The sequence below is a fragment of the Hephaestia caeni genome, assembly GCF_003550065.1.
GTDB classification, from domain to species: Bacteria; Pseudomonadota; Alphaproteobacteria; order Sphingomonadales; family Sphingomonadaceae; genus Sphingomonas; species Sphingomonas caeni_A.
The window spans coordinates 137947-153172 of sequence record NZ_QXDC01000006.1 but is presented as its reverse complement, the minus strand read 5'-3'; the positions used below and the strand labels follow the sequence as shown (position 1 = coordinate 153172).

General features: G+C 65.7%; 26 protein-coding genes. 4 read left to right on the top strand and 22 right to left on the bottom strand.

All coding sequences use genetic code 11. The annotated features are described in order from the left end of the window. Positions 1 to 2: 2 nt before the first annotated feature. Positions 3 to 812 (top strand): ATP-binding protein, encoded by an 810-nt coding sequence (locus DFR49_RS21295; RefSeq protein ID WP_119037701.1) that lies wholly within the window; start codon positions 3 to 5, stop codon positions 810 to 812. A gap of 4 nt (positions 813 to 816) precedes the next feature. On the opposite strand, the gene DFR49_RS21290 is transcribed toward DFR49_RS21295, so the two are convergent. Genes DFR49_RS21290 through DFR49_RS21280 form a run of 3 tightly spaced genes read right to left on the bottom strand, consistent with a single transcriptional unit; the run spans position 817 to position 3226 of the window. Beyond that, on the bottom strand, positions 817 to 1107 hold the full coding sequence (locus DFR49_RS21290) for a type II toxin-antitoxin system RelE/ParE family toxin (RefSeq protein ID WP_119037699.1): 291 nt from the start codon (positions 1105 to 1107) through the stop codon (positions 817 to 819). Further along, positions 1107 to 1394: a type II toxin-antitoxin system ParD family antitoxin gene (locus DFR49_RS21285; RefSeq protein ID WP_119037697.1), complete on the bottom strand. Its 288-nt coding sequence runs from the start codon at positions 1392 to 1394 to the stop codon at positions 1107 to 1109. Before DFR49_RS21285 ends, DFR49_RS21290 begins: the two co-directional genes overlap by 1 nt. A 53-nt stretch (positions 1395 to 1447) precedes the next feature. Then, on the bottom strand, positions 1448 to 3226 hold the full coding sequence (locus DFR49_RS21280; RefSeq protein ID WP_119037695.1) for an ABC-F family ATP-binding cassette domain-containing protein: 1779 nt from the start codon (positions 3224 to 3226) through the stop codon (positions 1448 to 1450). Positions 3227 to 3350: 124 nt separating this feature from the next. Here DFR49_RS21280 and DFR49_RS21275 point away from each other — a divergent pair, with 124 nt between their 5' ends. From DFR49_RS21275 to DFR49_RS21265, 3 genes are read left to right on the top strand one after another with little or no spacing between them, the layout of a single operon-like run. Further along, entirely contained in the window at positions 3351 to 3662 is a 312-nt protein-coding gene (locus DFR49_RS21275; protein WP_119037693.1) for a hypothetical protein, read from the top strand. A 37-nt stretch (positions 3663 to 3699) separates the two neighbouring features. Next, positions 3700 to 4377, top strand: a complete 678-nt coding sequence (locus DFR49_RS21270) for a response regulator transcription factor (protein WP_119037691.1) — start codon at positions 3700 to 3702, stop codon at positions 4375 to 4377. Positions 4378 to 4400: 23 nt separating this feature from the next. Continuing rightward, a complete protein-coding gene (locus tag DFR49_RS21265; protein WP_119037689.1) occupies positions 4401 to 5774 on the top strand; it encodes a sensor histidine kinase in 1374 nt (457 codons plus the stop codon). A gap of 168 nt (positions 5775 to 5942) precedes the next feature. Here the strand turns inward: DFR49_RS21265 and DFR49_RS21260 are convergent, their stop codons facing one another. The 19 genes from DFR49_RS21260 to rpsS form a co-directional block, all read right to left on the bottom strand. Further along, positions 5943 to 6596 carry an adenylate kinase gene (locus DFR49_RS21260; protein WP_119037772.1) on the bottom strand — a complete coding sequence of 218 codons (654 nt, stop codon included), beginning with the start codon at positions 6594 to 6596 and terminating at the stop codon, positions 5943 to 5945. A 97-nt stretch (positions 6597 to 6693) separates the two neighbouring features. Beyond that, positions 6694 to 8058 carry a preprotein translocase subunit SecY gene (secY, locus tag DFR49_RS21255; RefSeq protein ID WP_119037687.1) on the bottom strand — a complete coding sequence of 455 codons (1365 nt, stop codon included), beginning with the start codon at positions 8056 to 8058 and terminating at the stop codon, positions 6694 to 6696. A gap of 90 nt (positions 8059 to 8148) precedes the next feature. Continuing rightward, positions 8149 to 8673, bottom strand: coding sequence for a 50S ribosomal protein L15 (rplO, locus tag DFR49_RS21250; protein WP_119037770.1), 525 nt, complete (start codon positions 8671 to 8673; stop codon positions 8149 to 8151). Positions 8674 to 8702: 29 nt separating this feature from the next. After that, the gene (locus tag DFR49_RS21245; protein ID WP_119037685.1) at positions 8703 to 8993 is read right to left on the bottom strand and encodes a hypothetical protein; all 291 of its coding nucleotides are present in this window, start codon (positions 8991 to 8993) and stop codon (positions 8703 to 8705) included. Then, the gene (gene rpmD, locus DFR49_RS21240; protein WP_119037683.1) at positions 8993 to 9187 is read right to left on the bottom strand and encodes a 50S ribosomal protein L30; all 195 of its coding nucleotides are present in this window, start codon (positions 9185 to 9187) and stop codon (positions 8993 to 8995) included. The genes DFR49_RS21245 and rpmD overlap by 1 nt, the downstream gene beginning before the upstream one ends. A gap of 6 nt (positions 9188 to 9193) precedes the next feature. Next, positions 9194 to 9928, bottom strand: a complete 735-nt coding sequence (gene rpsE / locus DFR49_RS21235) for a 30S ribosomal protein S5 (RefSeq protein WP_119037681.1) — start codon at positions 9926 to 9928, stop codon at positions 9194 to 9196. A gap of 2 nt (positions 9929 to 9930) precedes the next feature. Further along, positions 9931 to 10287 carry a 50S ribosomal protein L18 gene (rplR, locus tag DFR49_RS21230; RefSeq protein WP_119037679.1) on the bottom strand — a complete coding sequence of 119 codons (357 nt, stop codon included), beginning with the start codon at positions 10285 to 10287 and terminating at the stop codon, positions 9931 to 9933. Continuing rightward, on the bottom strand, positions 10287 to 10820 hold the full coding sequence (rplF, locus tag DFR49_RS21225; protein ID WP_119037677.1) for a 50S ribosomal protein L6: 534 nt from the start codon (positions 10818 to 10820) through the stop codon (positions 10287 to 10289). Before rplF ends, rplR begins: the two co-directional genes overlap by 1 nt. Further along, complete coding sequence (gene rpsH / locus DFR49_RS21220; protein ID WP_119037675.1) at positions 10820 to 11215, bottom strand: 30S ribosomal protein S8; 396 nt, start codon at positions 11213 to 11215, stop codon at positions 10820 to 10822. Before rpsH ends, rplF begins: the two co-directional genes overlap by 1 nt. 10 nt (positions 11216 to 11225) lie before the next feature. Continuing rightward, a complete protein-coding gene (gene rpsN, locus DFR49_RS21215) occupies positions 11226 to 11531 on the bottom strand; it encodes a 30S ribosomal protein S14 (RefSeq protein ID WP_119037673.1) in 306 nt (101 codons plus the stop codon). A 19-nt stretch (positions 11532 to 11550) separates the two neighbouring features. After that, positions 11551 to 12135 carry a 50S ribosomal protein L5 gene (rplE, locus tag DFR49_RS21210; protein ID WP_119037671.1) on the bottom strand — a complete coding sequence of 195 codons (585 nt, stop codon included), beginning with the start codon at positions 12133 to 12135 and terminating at the stop codon, positions 11551 to 11553. Continuing rightward, the gene (gene rplX, locus DFR49_RS21205) at positions 12128 to 12448 is read right to left on the bottom strand and encodes a 50S ribosomal protein L24 (RefSeq protein WP_119037669.1); all 321 of its coding nucleotides are present in this window, start codon (positions 12446 to 12448) and stop codon (positions 12128 to 12130) included. Before rplX ends, rplE begins: the two co-directional genes overlap by 8 nt. Continuing rightward, entirely contained in the window at positions 12448 to 12816 is a 369-nt protein-coding gene (gene rplN, locus DFR49_RS21200) for a 50S ribosomal protein L14 (RefSeq protein WP_119037667.1), read from the bottom strand. The genes rplX and rplN overlap by 1 nt, the downstream gene beginning before the upstream one ends. Positions 12817 to 12930: 114 nt before the next feature. Continuing rightward, positions 12931 to 13203 (bottom strand): 30S ribosomal protein S17, encoded by a 273-nt coding sequence (rpsQ, locus tag DFR49_RS21195; RefSeq protein WP_119037665.1) that lies wholly within the window; start codon positions 13201 to 13203, stop codon positions 12931 to 12933. 13 nt (positions 13204 to 13216) lie between these two features. After that, entirely contained in the window at positions 13217 to 13420 is a 204-nt protein-coding gene (gene rpmC, locus DFR49_RS21190; RefSeq protein WP_119037663.1) for a 50S ribosomal protein L29, read from the bottom strand. A 2-nt stretch (positions 13421 to 13422) separates the two neighbouring features. After that, entirely contained in the window at positions 13423 to 13854 is a 432-nt protein-coding gene (gene rplP / locus DFR49_RS21185; protein WP_119037661.1) for a 50S ribosomal protein L16, read from the bottom strand. Between the two features lie 12 nt (positions 13855 to 13866). Beyond that, positions 13867 to 14574, bottom strand: a complete 708-nt coding sequence (rpsC, locus tag DFR49_RS21180) for a 30S ribosomal protein S3 (RefSeq protein ID WP_119037659.1) — start codon at positions 14572 to 14574, stop codon at positions 13867 to 13869. Continuing rightward, positions 14574 to 14951, bottom strand: a complete 378-nt coding sequence (gene rplV, locus DFR49_RS21175) for a 50S ribosomal protein L22 (RefSeq protein ID WP_119037658.1) — start codon at positions 14949 to 14951, stop codon at positions 14574 to 14576. The genes rpsC and rplV overlap by 1 nt, the downstream gene beginning before the upstream one ends. After that, the gene (gene rpsS / locus DFR49_RS21170; RefSeq protein ID WP_119037657.1) at positions 14951 to 15226 is read right to left on the bottom strand and encodes a 30S ribosomal protein S19; all 276 of its coding nucleotides are present in this window, start codon (positions 15224 to 15226) and stop codon (positions 14951 to 14953) included. The genes rplV and rpsS overlap by 1 nt, the downstream gene beginning before the upstream one ends.

The window sequence follows — 15226 nt, the reverse complement described above, 5'->3', positions numbered from 1 at the left end:
GAATGACCGACCCGATCGACCGTATCGCCGCCGCGCTCGAGCGGCTGGCCCCGCCGCCGCCGGCGTCCGCCGACCCGCTGGCGCACCCGGCCTATGTCTGGCGCGGCGACGGCCTTACCGCCGCGCGCCAGTTCGCGCCGCTGCCGCTGGCCATGCTCCACGGGGTCGAGATGCAGAAGGCGGCGCTGGTCGCCAATCTCGATCGGCTTGCGGCGCGCCACGCCGCGCAGGACGTACTGATGTGGGGCGCGCGTGGCACCGGCAAATCGGCACTGGTCAAGAGCGCGGTCGCGCATGTTCAGGCGGCGGGCGGCGTGCTGGCGCTGATCGAGGTGGTGACGCACCGGCTCGACGATCTGTCGGCGCTGTTCGACGCGATCGCGCCGGTGGATCGTGCGTTCGCGCTGTTCATCGACGATCTCGGTTTCGACGCGGCGGGCGACGCGCGCGCACTGCGATCGATGCTCGAAGGCGGCGCCGAGGCGCGGCCGGCCAATGCGCGGCTGGTCGTCACCTCCAACCGGCGCCATCTGGTGCCGCGCGACATCGCCGAGCAGGAAAGCGCGATCAACCCGCGCGATTCGGTGGACGATCACCTCGCGCTCGCCGACCGCTTCGGGCTCAGCCTCGGCTTCCATGTCGTCGATCAGGACGGCTATCTCGCGATCGTACGCGGTTATGCCGAGGCGTACGATCTGCCGTTCGATCCGCAAGAAGCGATCGGCTGGGCGACGCGGCGCGGCAGCCGATCGGGGCGCGTCGCGTGGCAATATGTCGTCGATCTGGCGGGGCGCAACGGCAAGGCGCTGTAGCGGCTCAGCCGCCCAGATCGAGATTGGGAAGATCGCGCGCCGCGTGGATGATGCGCACGATGTGTACCTCATCCGCGACGCGATACAGCACGATATAGCCTGCCACCGAAAGCCCGCGCACGCCGTCTGCTATATCCTCGCGCGCGGGCGCACTGCGTGGATGATCGCGCAGCCGCAAGACAGCGACGCGCACGCGATCGACCAGACGGTGCGCCGCGGGCTCGTTGTCGCTCGCGATCGACATGAATATCTCGAGTAGATCGGTATCCGCCTGAGGCAGATAGACAATTCGCATCAGCCCGCTTCACGTAGTGCGGCAAGCCGCGCCATGCCGCGGCGCTTGATGTCTTCGAACCATTCGTCGGTCACATCCTGCGGCTTCCCGCTTGCCAGCCCCTCTTCCCACAAGCGGCGGAGGCGGAGCGTTTCGGCGCGGTCGGCGTCGCGGTCGCGGCGCCAGAGGCGAAGCGCATCACGGATGACCTCGCTCGCGCTCGCGTAATCGCCCGTCGCGACCGCATTGTCGACTTCGCTCGCGAGTTCTTCGGTCAGCGCGATGCTGAGTTTGCGAACGGCGCCCATCGTGTTTCTCCCGTGCTGGTAGGAAGAAGTAATACCATCGCCCGTGCGCCGCCTCAACCGAGCGCGTCGACCCGTTCAGCGAGGTCGAGCCAGCGTAGCTCGGCGGCTTCCTTTTCAGCGTGCGCCTTCTCGATCGCTTTCATCAGCGTGTCGAAGCGTTTCGGATCCTTTGCGTAGAGATCGGGATCGGCGAGCGCCGCCTCGTCGCGGGCGATCGCGGCGTCGAGTTCTTCGATCCGCTTCGGCAGCAGATCGTAGTCGCGCTGGTCCTTGTAGCTGAGCTTGGTCGCTTTCTGCGGCGGCGGTGGCGCAGTGGGCGCGGCCTTGGGGGGCGTCTTCTTCGTCTCGCGGGGGCTGCGCTTGCGCTCCCAATCCTCGTAGCCGCCGGCGACGACATCGATCGTGCCCGAGCCATCCAATCCCAGCGTCACGGTGACGGTGCGATCGAGGAAGTCGCGATCATGGCTGACGATCAGCACGGTGCCGTCATAATCGGCGATCACTTCCTGGAGCAGATCGAGCGTCTCCATGTCGAGATCGTTGGTCGGCTCATCGAGCACCAGCAGGTTCGAGTGCCGCGCGAATTCGCGCGCGAGCAGCAACCGCGAACGCTCGCCGCCCGAGAGCGTGCCGACGAGCGCGTCGGTCAATTCGGGATCGAACAGGAATTCCTTGAGATAGCCCTTGATGTGTTTCTTTATTCCCAGCACCTCGATCCAGTCGCCGCCATCGGCGAGCACGTCGCGAACGCGCTTGTCGGGCGCCATCAGCTTGCGCTGCTGGTCGATGATCACGCCGTCGAGCGTCTTGGCAAGCCGGATGCTGCCCTCGTCGGGCTCGATCTCGCCGGTCAGCAGCCGGAGCAGCGTCGTCTTGCCCGCGCCGTTGGCGCCGACCACGCCGATCCGGTCGCCGCGCTGGATGCGCAGCGTGAAATCCTTGATGATCGTGCGTTCATCGTAGCGCTTGGTGATGTTCTTGGCGTCGATCACCGTCTTGGTGCGCACGTCGTCGGCGCCGGTGACGAGCTTGGCGGTGCCCTGCGGCCCAAGCATTGCCGCGCGCTGGGCACGCATCTCGTAGAGCTTGGCGAGCCGGCCCTGGTTGCGGCGGCGGCGTGCGGTGACGCCGCGTTCGAGCCAATGCGCCTCGAGCTTCAATTTGGCGTCGAGCTTGTCGGCGGCGCGGGCTTCCTCGGCATAGACCGCCTCGGTCCACGCCTCGAACCCGCCGTAGCCGACCTCGCTGCGGCGCAGATTGCCGCGATCGAGCCACAGCGTCTGGCGCGTCAGCCGCGTCAGGAAGGTGCGATCGTGGCTGATGACAATGAACGCGCCCGAAAAGCGTGCCAGCCAGTCTTCGAGCCATTCGATCGCGGCGAGATCAAGATGGTTGGTCGGCTCGTCGAGCAGCAGCACGTCGGGCTCCTGCGCCAGCGCGCGCGCGATTGCGGCGCGGCGGCGCTCGCCGCCCGAGGCGGTGGCAGCAAGGCGCGAGAGATCGATGCCGATCTGATCGGCGATCGCTTCCGCCGCGTGGCGCTCGGGCGCGTCATCGCCGCCGAGAACGTAATCGAGCAATGTCTCGCAGCGCGAGAGATCGGGTTCCTGTTCGAGCAGCACGACGCGCGTGCCGGGCTTGATCATGCGGCGCCCCTCGTCGGTGTCGATGATCCCGGCGAGCGCCTTGCAGAAGGTCGTCTTGCCCGCGCCGTTGCGGCCGATCAGCGCAAGTCGATCACGCGGGCCGATATGCACGTCTAGCCCACGGAACAGCCAGCCGGCGCCCTGGATCAGACCGAGATTTTCATATGCGAGGACGGGAGCAGCCATGATGGCGCGTCCCCTAGGACGCCGAGGCTGGAACGGCAAATGCGGCGTGCCGGGGATGACCGCGGCGTGAGCGGGGCATTCATAGGCTATTCAACGCCCCCCCTCTATGCCACACGCCATGCGAATGGCCGTTCTATCCGTGTTTTGCGCCCTTTCGGCGCTTGCCGTCTCCGGCCCTGCGCAGCCCGCGGATGCGGCGCAGCAGCGGCGCGGTGACCAGCAGGAAGCCTTCGAGGCGCGACGCAACGGCCGCATCCTGCCGCTGCGCGAGATCGAACGGCGGATCGTGCCGACAATGAAGGATTCGCACTATCTCGGCTTCGTGTTCGATTCGGCGAGCGCCATTTACACGCTCAAGTTCCTGCGCGATGGAGTCGTGATCTGGGTGGACGTCGACGGGCGGACGGGCCGCATCATCGGCCGGACCGATCGCTGAGCAACCGCCGTCGGCGGCATAAACAGGGAGACTGCACGTGCGCGTTCTGATCGTCGAGGATGAGCCCAGCCTGGGCCAGCAGCTCAAGAACACGCTCGAAGGCGCGGGCTATGCGATCGACCTCGCCACCGATGGCGAGGAAGGGCATTTCCTGGGCTCGACCGAGACCTATGACGCGGTGGTGCTCGATCTCGGCCTACCCGAGATCGACGGGCTGACAGTGCTCGACCGCTGGCGCAAGGAAGAGCGCGCGATGCCCGTGCTGGTGCTCACCGCGCGCGATAGCTGGTCGGACAAGGTGGCCGGGCTGGACGCGGGGGCGGACGATTATCTCGCCAAGCCGTTCCAGACCGAGGAACTGATCGCCCGCCTGCGCGCGCTGATCCGTCGCGCCTCGGGCAACGCGTCGTCGGAGCTGACCGCGGGCGACGTGCGGCTCGACACGCGATCGGGCAAGGTCTCGCGCGCGGGCGAGCCGGTGAAGCTGACCGCGCAGGAATACAAGCTGCTGAGCTACCTGCTCCATCACAAGGGCAAGGTGGTGAGCCGCACCGAGCTGATCGAGCATATCTATGATCAGGATTTCGACCGCGATTCGAACACGATCGAGGTGTTCGTGACGCGCATCCGCAAGAAGCTGGGCCAGGACGTGATCACCACGATCCGTGGCCTGGGCTACAGCCTCGAAGACCCCGACGATCGCCGCGAGGGGTGATCGCCACAGGAACCGTCTAGCCGATGGCGACCGCCACCGAACCCCTGGAGAAGGCGGACGTCCGCGTTTCGGGCTCGCTGAGCCGGCGGATGATTCTGATCGCGGCGGCGTGGATCGCGCTGCTGCTCGCGGGCGGCGGCTTCGCGCTCGACAAGGTGCTGACCGCCGCGATCACCAACAATTTCGACAACGGCATCGAATATATGCTGACCTCGCTGATCGTCTCGGCCGAGATCGGGCCGGACGGCGAGGTGATCTTCAACCGCGAACTCGCCGACCAGCGCACGCTGGAACCCTATTCGGGGCTCTATTGGCAGGTGAGCGCGCCGGGGCACGAGGATTTCCCATCGCGGTCCCTGTGGGACCGGCATCTGGCCTATGGGATGAACCATCAGGACATCGAGGTTCACGCCTATAACAGCAGCCAGTTTCCGGGCGAGAAGCTGCGCATTCTCGAACGCGACCTGAAACTGCCGGGATCATCGACCTGGTGGCGGTTCCAGGTCGCCGAGAGCCGTGCGACGCTCGATGCCGAGATTGCGGTGCTCCGGCGGACGCTGGTGCGATCGTTCCTGCTGCTCGCGCTCGGGCTGATCGTGATGGCCGCGCTCCAGACCTTCTACGGGCTGCGCCCGCTGCGCAAAGTGCGGCTGGAGATCGCGAAGATGCGCGCAGGCAAACTCCAGCGCGTCGAAGGGCCGATGCCGGTCGAGGTCGTGCCGATGGTCGAGGAACTGAACGCGCTGATCGCGCACAACGAGCGTCAGGCCGAGGAAGCGCGGCGCCATGCGGGCAACCTCGCGCACGCGCTCAAGACCCCGCTGACGGTGATCATGAACGCCGCGACCGCGGGCGCCGACGATCTGGGCGAAACCGTGGTGCGCGAGGCGCGCACGATGCGGCGGCAGGTTGACCACCATCTTGCCCGCGCGCGCGCGGTCGGCCGGCGCGGACACGCACATAGCCGCGCGGACGTGTGGCCGAGCCTTGAATCGGTCGAGCGCGCGGTCTCGCGACTCTATCCCGACGTGCGCTTCGACCTCGACGGCGCCCGCGACCTGCAAGTCCATGTCGAGCGGCAGGATCTCGACGAGATGCTGGGCAATCTGATCGAGAATGCCGCCAAATACGGTGGCGGCAGCGTGTTCGCGACGGTGCGCGGCGAGGCGGGCTTCGTCGAGTTCCTGATCGAGGATGACGGCCCCGGCATCGCCGAGGAAGACCGCGCCCGGCTGTTCGACCGTGGCGCGCGGCTCGACAGCAACAAGCCCGGCACCGGGCTGGGGCTCGCGATCGTGCGCGATGTGGCGGAGATTTACGACGGCACGGTGGGTCTGGAGGAAAGCGAGGATCTGGGCGGGCTGCTGGCACGGTTGCGGCTGCCCGCGGCGAGTTGATCCGCGCTTTTTACTCTTTCGTCATGCCGGATCTGTTCCGGCATCCAAGGTCCAACAGGCGCCACCGCTCGGGGAGGGTTAGACCCCGGAACCCCTGCCTGCGCAGGGGCAGGCAAGTCCGGGGTGACGGAAAATTTCGGCCGCTTATTCCGAACGTGATGCGTGCGGCTATGCCTTGCCGTCGAGGATCGCTTCGATCGCCTGGGTGACGTGGCCGATATCGGCCATGCCGTCGACGCGGCGGACGAGCCCGCGCGCATCGTAGATCGGCAGGATCGGCGCGGTCTTGGCGCGATATTCGGCCATGCGCGTCCGCACCGTCTCGGCATTGTCGTCGGGGCGGCGCTTGAACTCGTGGTTGCCGCACACGTCGCAGGTGCCCTCGACCTTGGGCGGCTTGTAACGCTCGTGATAGCCCTCACCGCACACCGCGCAGGTGTAGCGGCCGACGATACGATCGACGAGCGCGTCTTCGTCGACCGCGAGTTCGATCACATAATCGAGCTTGCGGCCGCGTGCGGCGAGCAGCGCGTCGAGCGCCTCGGCCTGCGCGGCGGTGCGGGGATAGCCGTCGAAAATCAGGCCGACATCCTTGCCGAGCTGATCGAGCCGTTCGCCGATGATCGCCGAGACGATCTCGTCGGAGACCAGTTCGCCCGCGTCCATCACGGCCTTGGCCTTGAGCCCGACCTCGGTGCCCGCCTTGACCGCGGCGCGCAGCATATCCCCGGTCGAGAGCTGCACCATGCCGCGATCGGCGACCAGGCGGCCCGCCTGCGTCCCCTTGCCCGCCCCCGGCGGCCCGAGCAGGATGATATCCACGGCAACGTTCCCCTTCGTCGTCAGGGCATCCGCACGGCGGCCCCCGTTCGGCTGATCCTTCAGCACGAAACCGCCATGCGATGCAAATTCAGGCGCGTCAGCGCAACCGCGCGCCTTTCAGCTTCGCCTTTTTGATAAGATCGCCATATTGATGCGCGAGCAGATGGCTCTGGATCTGCGTTACCGTATCCATCGTCACGTTGACCACGATCAACAGGCTGGTGCCCCCGAGATAGAAGGGGATCGCCAGCGCCGAGACCAGATATTCGGGCACCAGACAGATACCGGTCAGGTACGCCGCCCCGACCACGGTGATCCGCGTGAGCACGTAATCGAGATAGACCTCGGTGTTCTTGCCCGGCCGGATGCCCGGAATGAAACCGCCGTGGCGCTTCAGATTCTCCGCCGTCTCCTCGGGGTTGAAGACCACCGCGGTGTAGAAGAAGGTGAAGAAGATGATGCCCGCGCCATAGAGCGTCATGTAGAGCAGCGAGCCGTGCTGGAGATACTGGTTGAGCGTGATGATGAGATCACCCCACCAGCTTTCGCCCTCGGCGCGCTGGCCGGCGAACTGGCTGACCGTCAGCGGGAGCAGCAGCAGCGACGACGCGAAGATCGGCGGGATCACGTTGGCGGTGTTGAGCTTAAGCGGCAGGTGGCTGCGCTCTGCCTGCATCCCGCGCTGGGTGGCGCGCTTGGGATATTGGATCAGGATACGGCGCTGGGCCAGTTCCATGTAGCAGATGAACAGCGTCAGCCCGAGCACCGCGGCGACGATCAGGATCAGGCTGAGCGGGTTGATCGAGCCGCTGCGGCCGCCCTGGAGGAGGTTGACCAACGACGTCGGCATATCGGCGACGATGCCCGCCATGATGATCAGCGACACGCCGTTGCCGACGCCGCGGCTGGTGATCTGTTCGCCCAGCCACATCAGGAACATCGTGCCGCCGACGAGGCTGATCACCGCGGCGAGGCGGAACAGCATGCCCGGCATCACGATCGCCTGGACGCCGTTATTGGCGCCGAACGCCTCAAGCCCGACGGCGATGAAATAGCCCTGCACCGCCGTGAGCCCGACCGTGCCGTAGCGGGTATATTGATTGAGCTTCTTGCGGCCCGATTCGCCTTCCTTCTTGATCGCGGCAAGCGTCGGCGACAGCGAGGTCGCGAGCTGCACGACGATCGAGGCGGTGATGTACGGCATCACGCCCAGCGCCGTCAGCGACATGCGCTTGAGCGACCCGCCCGAGAAGGTGTTGAAGAAATCGAGCACCCCGCCCTGCGTCTGCTGCGAGAGCAGGCCGAGCGCGGTCGGATCGACGCCGGGCAGCGGCACGAAGCTCAACATGCGGAAGACGATGAGCACGCCGAGCGTGAACCACAGGCGCTTTTTTAGCTCGGTCGCCTTCGAGAAGTTGGCGAGGCTGATACTGGATGCCATCTGATCGACGCGCGATGCCATGTGAATGTCCCGAAACTGAAGGCGGCGGGTAAGCGATATGCCGCCCCCCGCCGCTCATATAGTCGTGCCTGGCGGCTTGTCTAACCCGCCTCAGCCGTTCTTGGCCGTCTTCTTCGCGGTGCCCTTCTTCGCGGCGGCCTTTTCCGCGGCCGGAACGACCTTTGCGATATCGACCGAACCGCCGGCCTTCTCGACCGCTTCGACCGCCGCCTTCGACGCACCGGCGACCGCGAAGGCGAGCTTCGCCGTCAACGTGCCCTTGGCGAGCAGGCGGACACCGTGCTTGCCGCCGCGCGCGAGACCGGCAGCCTTGAGCGCCGCATGATCGATCGTGCCCTTGGCGTCGAGCTTCTTGGCGTCGACCGCCTTCTGGATCGCGCCCAGGTTCACCTCGGCATAATCCTTGGCGAAGATGTTGTTGAAGCCGCGCTTCGGCAGCCGCATGTGGAGCGGCATCTGGCCGCCTTCGAAGCCCGCGATCGAAACGCCTTCGCGGCTCTTCTGGCCCTTCTGGCCACGGCCGCCGGTCTTGCCCTTGCCCGAGCCGATGCCCCGGCCCACGCGGATCTTCCGGTGGCGGGCGCCTTCGTTGTCACGGATATCGTTCAGTTTCATATTCTGCACTCGCTTTCGCTTTTGTCGCGCTAGTCGCTGTCCATTTCGAACCAGGTTGCTCCGCTGTTCGGAGGAATCTGGGGGGTATCAGCCGGAACTTCGACCACTTCCTCAAAATACACTCGGGCGTCTGGCGCCCGCTGTTTCTCCTCTTCAGAGAAACGGTATTCTGCACGAAGCATCTCTACTCCGGCCGTTTCGGCTGCCTCAGCCGTAGGAGCCTCGATCCAGCGGGTCGTATAGAAACCCATGAACTGAGAGGCCCCCACCAACTCCCCCGGAAAGTTTTCTCCCCGGACGAAGCAGCGGTAGAGCGGCATCACCCCTCCACGTTCACCATATGCTGCACCTTGCGGATCATGCCGCGCACCTCGGGGGTGTCGCCAAGCTCGACCGTCTTGTGCATCTTGCCCAGGCCGAGACCCTTGAGCGTCGCAAGCTGATCCTTGCTGCGGCGGATCGGCGACCCCGTCTGGGTTACCTTTACCGTCGCGGTTGCTTCCTTCTTCGCCATGTCGGCTTACTCCGTGACGGCCGCGGCGTCAGCCTCGGCGGTCTGCGATCCGCCGCGGCCGAGCAGGTCGGCGATCTTCTTGCCACGGCGCTGCGCCACGCTCTTGGGCGAGGTCTGGCTGCCGAGCGCTTCGAAGGTCGCGCGGATCATATTGTAGGGGTTCGACGTCCCCACCGACTTGGTGACGACATCGGCGACGCCGAGCGATTCGAAGATCGCGCGCATCGGGCCGCCGGCGATGATGCCGGTTCCCGCCGGCGCCGAGCGCAGCGTGACGCGGCCCGCGCCGAAATGGCCGTTGCCGTCGTGATGCAGCGTGCGGCCTTCCTTCAAGGGCACGCGGACCATCGCCTTCTTGGCCGCCGCGGTCGCCTTCGAGATCGCCTCAGGGACTTCGCGCGCCTTGCCGTGGCCGAAGCCCGCGCGGCCCTTGCCGTCGCCGACGATAACCAGCGCCGCGAAACCGAAGCGCTTGCCGCCCTTCACCGTCTTCGAGACGCGATTGATGTGGACGAGCTTTTCGATCAGCTCCTCGCCGCCATCGTCCGCGCCGCCACGGCGATCATCGCGCCGGCCACGGCCGTCACGGCCACGGCCGCCACGATCGCCGCCACCGCGACCACCGCGCGGGCCGCGTCCGCGGCCGCCGCCGGGACCACCAGGGCCGGGCGTGGGAGCGGCTTCTGACGCCGCCGTCTGTGCGGGCTGGGTGCCTTCGCCGGTCGTGTTCTCTTCAGCCATCATCAGAACTCCAATCCGCCTTCACGCGCGGCTTCCGCCAGCGCCTTGACGCGGCCGTGGAACAGAAAGCCGCCGCGATCGAACACCACCTGGGTGACGCCCGCCTTCTTGGCAGCCGCGGCGATGCGCGTGCCGACGCCCGTCGCCGCATCGACATTCGCACCCGATTTGGCGCGCGCGCCCTCTTCGAGCGTGGACGCCGACGCAAGCGTCTTGCCCTGGGCGTCGTCGATCACCTGGGCATAGATGTGCCTGCCCGAGCGATGCACCGAAAGCCGCGGGCGGGTGCCCGAGCGCGCACGAAGCGCGGTGCGATTGCGCCGACGGCGCTTTTCGAAAAGAGAAAGACCCTTGGTCATCACTTCTTCTTCCCTTCCTTGCGGAAGATGTACTCGCCGCGATACTTGATGCCCTTGCCCTTGTACGGCTCGGGCTTGCGCCAGCGACGGATCTCGGCCGCGACCTGACCCACCTTCTGCTTGTCGATCCCCGAAATCTCGACCGTGGTCTGATCGGGAGTCTTGATCTCGATCCCCTCGGGCACCGCGAAATTGACGTCGTGGCTGTAACCGAGCTGGAGCTTGAGGTTCTTGCCCTGCGCGGTCGCACGATAGCCGACGCCGGTGATCTCGAGCACCTTCGAAAAGCCCTCGGTGACGCCGGTGACGAGGTTCTGCACCAACGTGCGCTGCATGCCCCAGAAGGCGCGGGCGCGCTTGGTGTCGTTGGCCGGCTGCACCGAAATGCTGCCGTCCTGGATCTCGTAGGTGATGTCGTCGGCCAGCGGCATCGCGAGCGTGCCCTTGGGGCCCTTTACGCTAAGCTGCCCATCGCCGATATTGGCCGTCACCCCATTGGGTACCACGACCATCTTCTTGCCGATGCGGCTCATCAGAACACCTCCGCCAGCACTTCGCCGCCGACATTCTGGTCGCGCGCTTCGGCATCCGAGAGCACGCCACGCGGCGTCGAGACGATGGTGATGCCCAGGCCGTTCTGGACGCGCGGCAGCTCCTTGGAGCCACTGTACACCCGGCGACCCGGCTTCGAGACGCGCGCGACATGCTTGATCGCCGGCTGACCCTCGAAATATTTCAGCTCGATGCGGATGCCCTTGGCAGGCCCCATCTCTTCTTCGCTGTAACCGCGAATATAGCCTTCGCGCTGGAGCACATCGAGCACGCGGACGCGCAGCTTCGAGCCCGGCGACAGGACGGAATCCTTGCGCGCGCGCTGGCCGTTGCGGATGCGGGTGAGCATATCACCCAGGGGATCGGTCAATGCCATCTCTTGATCCTTACCAGCTCGACTTCGTGACGCCCGGGATCAGGCCCTTGTTGGCCAGATCGCGAAGCTGCACGCGGCAGAGGCGGAACTTGCGGTAATAGGCGCGCGGACGACCCGTCACCTCACAGCGGTTACGCACGCGCGTCGGATTGCCGTTGCGCGGGATTTCCGCCATCTTGAGGCGCGCGATCAGCCGTTCGCTATCGTCGAGCGACTTGTCCTTCGCCATCGCCTTCAGCTTCGCATATTGGCCGGCATATTTCTTCACCAGCTTCTTGCGACGCTCGTTCTTGTTGATCGAACTCAGTTTCGCCATGACTTAAGTTCTTCCTCTATTACGCGGCCTGACGCTGGTCAGCGTCGGCCTGCGGGAACGGGAAACCGAACAGACGGAGCAGCTCGCGCGCCTCCTCGTCGGTCTTCGCCGTGGTGGTGACGATGATGTCGAGCCCCCGGACCTTGTCGATCCGATCGTAGTTGATCTCCGGGAACACGAGCTGTTCCTTGAGGCCCATCGCATAATTGCCGCGACCGTCGAACGACTTCGGATTGAGGCCACGAAAATCGCGGATACGGGGCATCGCGATCGTGATCAGGCGATCGAGGAACTCGTACATCCGCGTGCGGCGCAGCGTGACCTTGCAGCCGATCGGCATGCCTTCGCGCAGCTTGAACTGCGCGATCGACTTCTTCGCCTTGGTGACGACGGGCTTCTGGCCGGCGATCAGCTCCATTTCGGACGCCGCCTGCTCGACCTTCTTCTTGTCCTGCGTCGCCTCGCCCACGCCCATGTTGAGGACGATCTTCTCGATCCTCGGCACTTCGAGCGCGTTCTTGTAACCGAACTTGTCGGTCATCGCCTTGGCGATCTTCTCGTCGTAAATGCCCTTCATACGGGGCGTATACTTGGCATCAGCCATCGATCTTCTCCCCGGACTTGACCGCGACGCGGACCTTCTTGCCGTCCTTGCCGGTCTCGAAACGGACGCGCGTGGGCTTGCCGTCCTTGGTCACGTGCGCGACCTTGGAGACATGCAGCGGCGCTTCCGAGCGCTGGAGCCCGCCCTGCGGGTCGCCCTGGCTCGGCTTGACGTGGCGCACCACGACGTTGACGCCCGACACGACGACCTTGCCGTCCTTCGGCATCGCCTGGGTGACGTCGCCCGTCTTGCCCTTGTCCTTGCCGGACAGGACGATGACGCGATCACCCTTCTTGATCCTGGCAGCAGCCATCACAGCACCTCCGGCGCGAGCGAAATGATCTTCATGTGCTTGCGCGCGCGCAGCTCGCGGACCACCGGGCCAAAGATACGGGTGCCGATCGGCTCCTCGTTCTTGTTGACCAGCACCGCCGCGTTCGAATCGAAGCGGATCACCGAGCCGTCGGCGCGGCGAATGTCCTTCGCCGTGCGCACGATGACGGCGCGATGGACATCGCCCTTCTTCACCTTGCCGCGCGGCTGCGCTTCCTTGACGCTGACGACGATGATGTCGCCGACGCCCGCCGTGCGGCGCTTCGAGCCGCCCAGCACCTTGATGCACTGCACCCGCTTGGCGCCGCTGTTATCCGCGACGTCGAGATTGGACTGCATCTGGATCATCGATCCGGTTCCTTCTCACCTGGCTTTCCGGGACACGTCCCGGAAGTTCCACACTAAAACTGTTGCTCGTCCCGTTCAGGCCGAGCCTAATCGAAACCCCGCGAGGGGCCTCACTCAGCCCTCGGCCGTCGCGCGCTCGGGCGTCGCATGGGCGTTGACCCGCTCGATCACCTTCCACGTCTTCAGCTTGGAGATCGGCGCGGTCTCTTCGATCCGCACCGTTTCGCCCTGCTTGTACTCGTTCGCCTCGTCATGGGCGTGGTACTTCTTCGAGCGACGGATGATCTTGCCGTAGAGCGGGTGTTTCACCTTGCGCTCGACGCTCACCACCACCGTCTTGTCGGTCTTGTCCGAGACGACCTGTCCCGTCAGCACACGCTTCGGCATAGCTTCGTCTTCCTTACTTGGCGGCCGCGCGGGCGCGATCGCCCTGCAGCGTCTTGATGCGGGCGATGTCGCGACGAACGACGCGAACCCGGCTCGGCTTTTCGAGCTGGTTGGTCGCGGCCTGGAAACGCAGGTTGAACGCCTCGCGCTTCAAATTGCCCAGCTCCTCGTCGAGCTGGTCGTCGGTCTTCGCCTTGAGATCGTCGATCCGGGCCATCGTCATGCTCCCAGGTGCGTGGTGTCGCCGAGCCGCGCCACCACCTTGGTCTTGATCGGCAGCTTCATCGCCGCCCGCTCGAACGCTTCCGCCGCGAGCGGGCCGGGAACGCCGTCCAGCTCGAACAGGATACGGCCGGGCTTGACGCGCGCCGCCCAGAATTCAGGCGAGCCCTTGCCCTTGCCCATGCGGACCTCGGCAGGCTTGCCCGACACCGGAACGTCCGGGAAAATGCGAATCCACAAACGCCCCTGGCGCTTGATGTGACGCGTGATCGCGCGGCGAGCCGCCTCGATCTGGCGCGCGGTGAGCCGATCGGGCTCCATCGCCTTCAGCCCGTACGAGCCGAAATTGAGCGCGGCGCCACCCTTGGCATCGCCGTGGATCCGGCCCTTGAACGCCTTGCGGAACTTGGTGCGTTTCGGTTGCAGCATGTCTCTTGTTCCTTAGCGGCGATCGTCGCGCGCCGGGCGAACGCCCGACGTCTGCGCTTCCATCATCAGCCGGTCCTGCGCGAGCGGATCGTGGCCGAGAATCTCGCCCTTGAAGATCCACACCTTGACGCCGCACACGCCGTAAGCGGTGTGCGCGGTGGCCTCGGCATAATCGACATTCGCGCGCAGCGTGTGGAGCGGCACGCGCCCCTCGCGATACCATTCGGTGCGCGCGATCTCGGCGCCGCCGAGGCGGCCGCCGCAGGTGATCCGGATGCCTTCGGCACCGAGCCGCAGCGCCGACTGCACCGCGCGCTTCATCGCGCGACGGAAGGCGATGCGACGCTCGAGCTGATCAGCGACGCCCTGCGCCACGAGCTTGGCGTCAACCTCGGGCTTGCGGATTTCAACGATGTTCAGCGACACGTCCGACGAGGTCATCTCGCCGAGCTTGCGCCGCAGCTTCTCGATGTCCGCGCCCTTCTTGCCGATGATCACGCCGGGGCGCGCCGCATAGACCGACACGCGGCACAGCTTGGCCGGCCGCTCGATCACCACCTTCGAGATCGCGGCCTGCGGCAGCGTCTCGACGATGTACTTGCGGATCTTCAGATCCTCCATGAGGAGGCGGCCGTAATCCGCTCCTTCCGCGAACCAGCGGCTGTCCCAGGTGCGGTTGATCTGGAGGCGCAGGCCGATCGGATTGCTCTTCTGACCCATTATGCTTCTTCCTGCTCGCGGACGACGATGCGAAGCCGCGAGAACGGCTTCAGGATGCGCGTCGACTTGCCGCGGCCGCGCGTGGCGAACCGCTTCATCGTGATCGACTTGCCCACCGACGCCTCGGCGACGACGAGCGCGTCGACGTCGAGATTATGATTGTTCTCGGCATTGGCGATGGCCGAGGCCAGCACCTTGCGCGCGTCGACCGCCATGCCCTTCGTCGAGAAGGCCAGGATGTTCATCGCGTCGCTCGCCTTCTTGCCGCGGATGAGCCCCGCAACAAGATTGAGCTTCTGGGCCGAGCCGCGGATCTGGGTCGCGACCGCCAAAGCCTCGTTGTCACCAACGCGGCGCGGAGCTGCCTGCTTCGACATCAGCGCTTGCCCTTCTTGTCGGCGGCGTGGCCGGGGAAATAACGCGTCGGCGCGAACTCACCCAGCTTCATGCCGACCATGTCTTCGTTGACCGTCACCGGCACGAACTTGCGACCGTTGTAGACGCTGAACGTCAGGCCGACGAAATCCGGCAGGATCGTCGAGCGGCGCGACCAGGTCTTGATCGGCGCGCGGCCGCCGGAATCCTGAGCGGCTTGCGCCTTCTTCAGCAGATGCAGGTCGACGAACGGACCTTTCCATACGGAGCGGGCCAT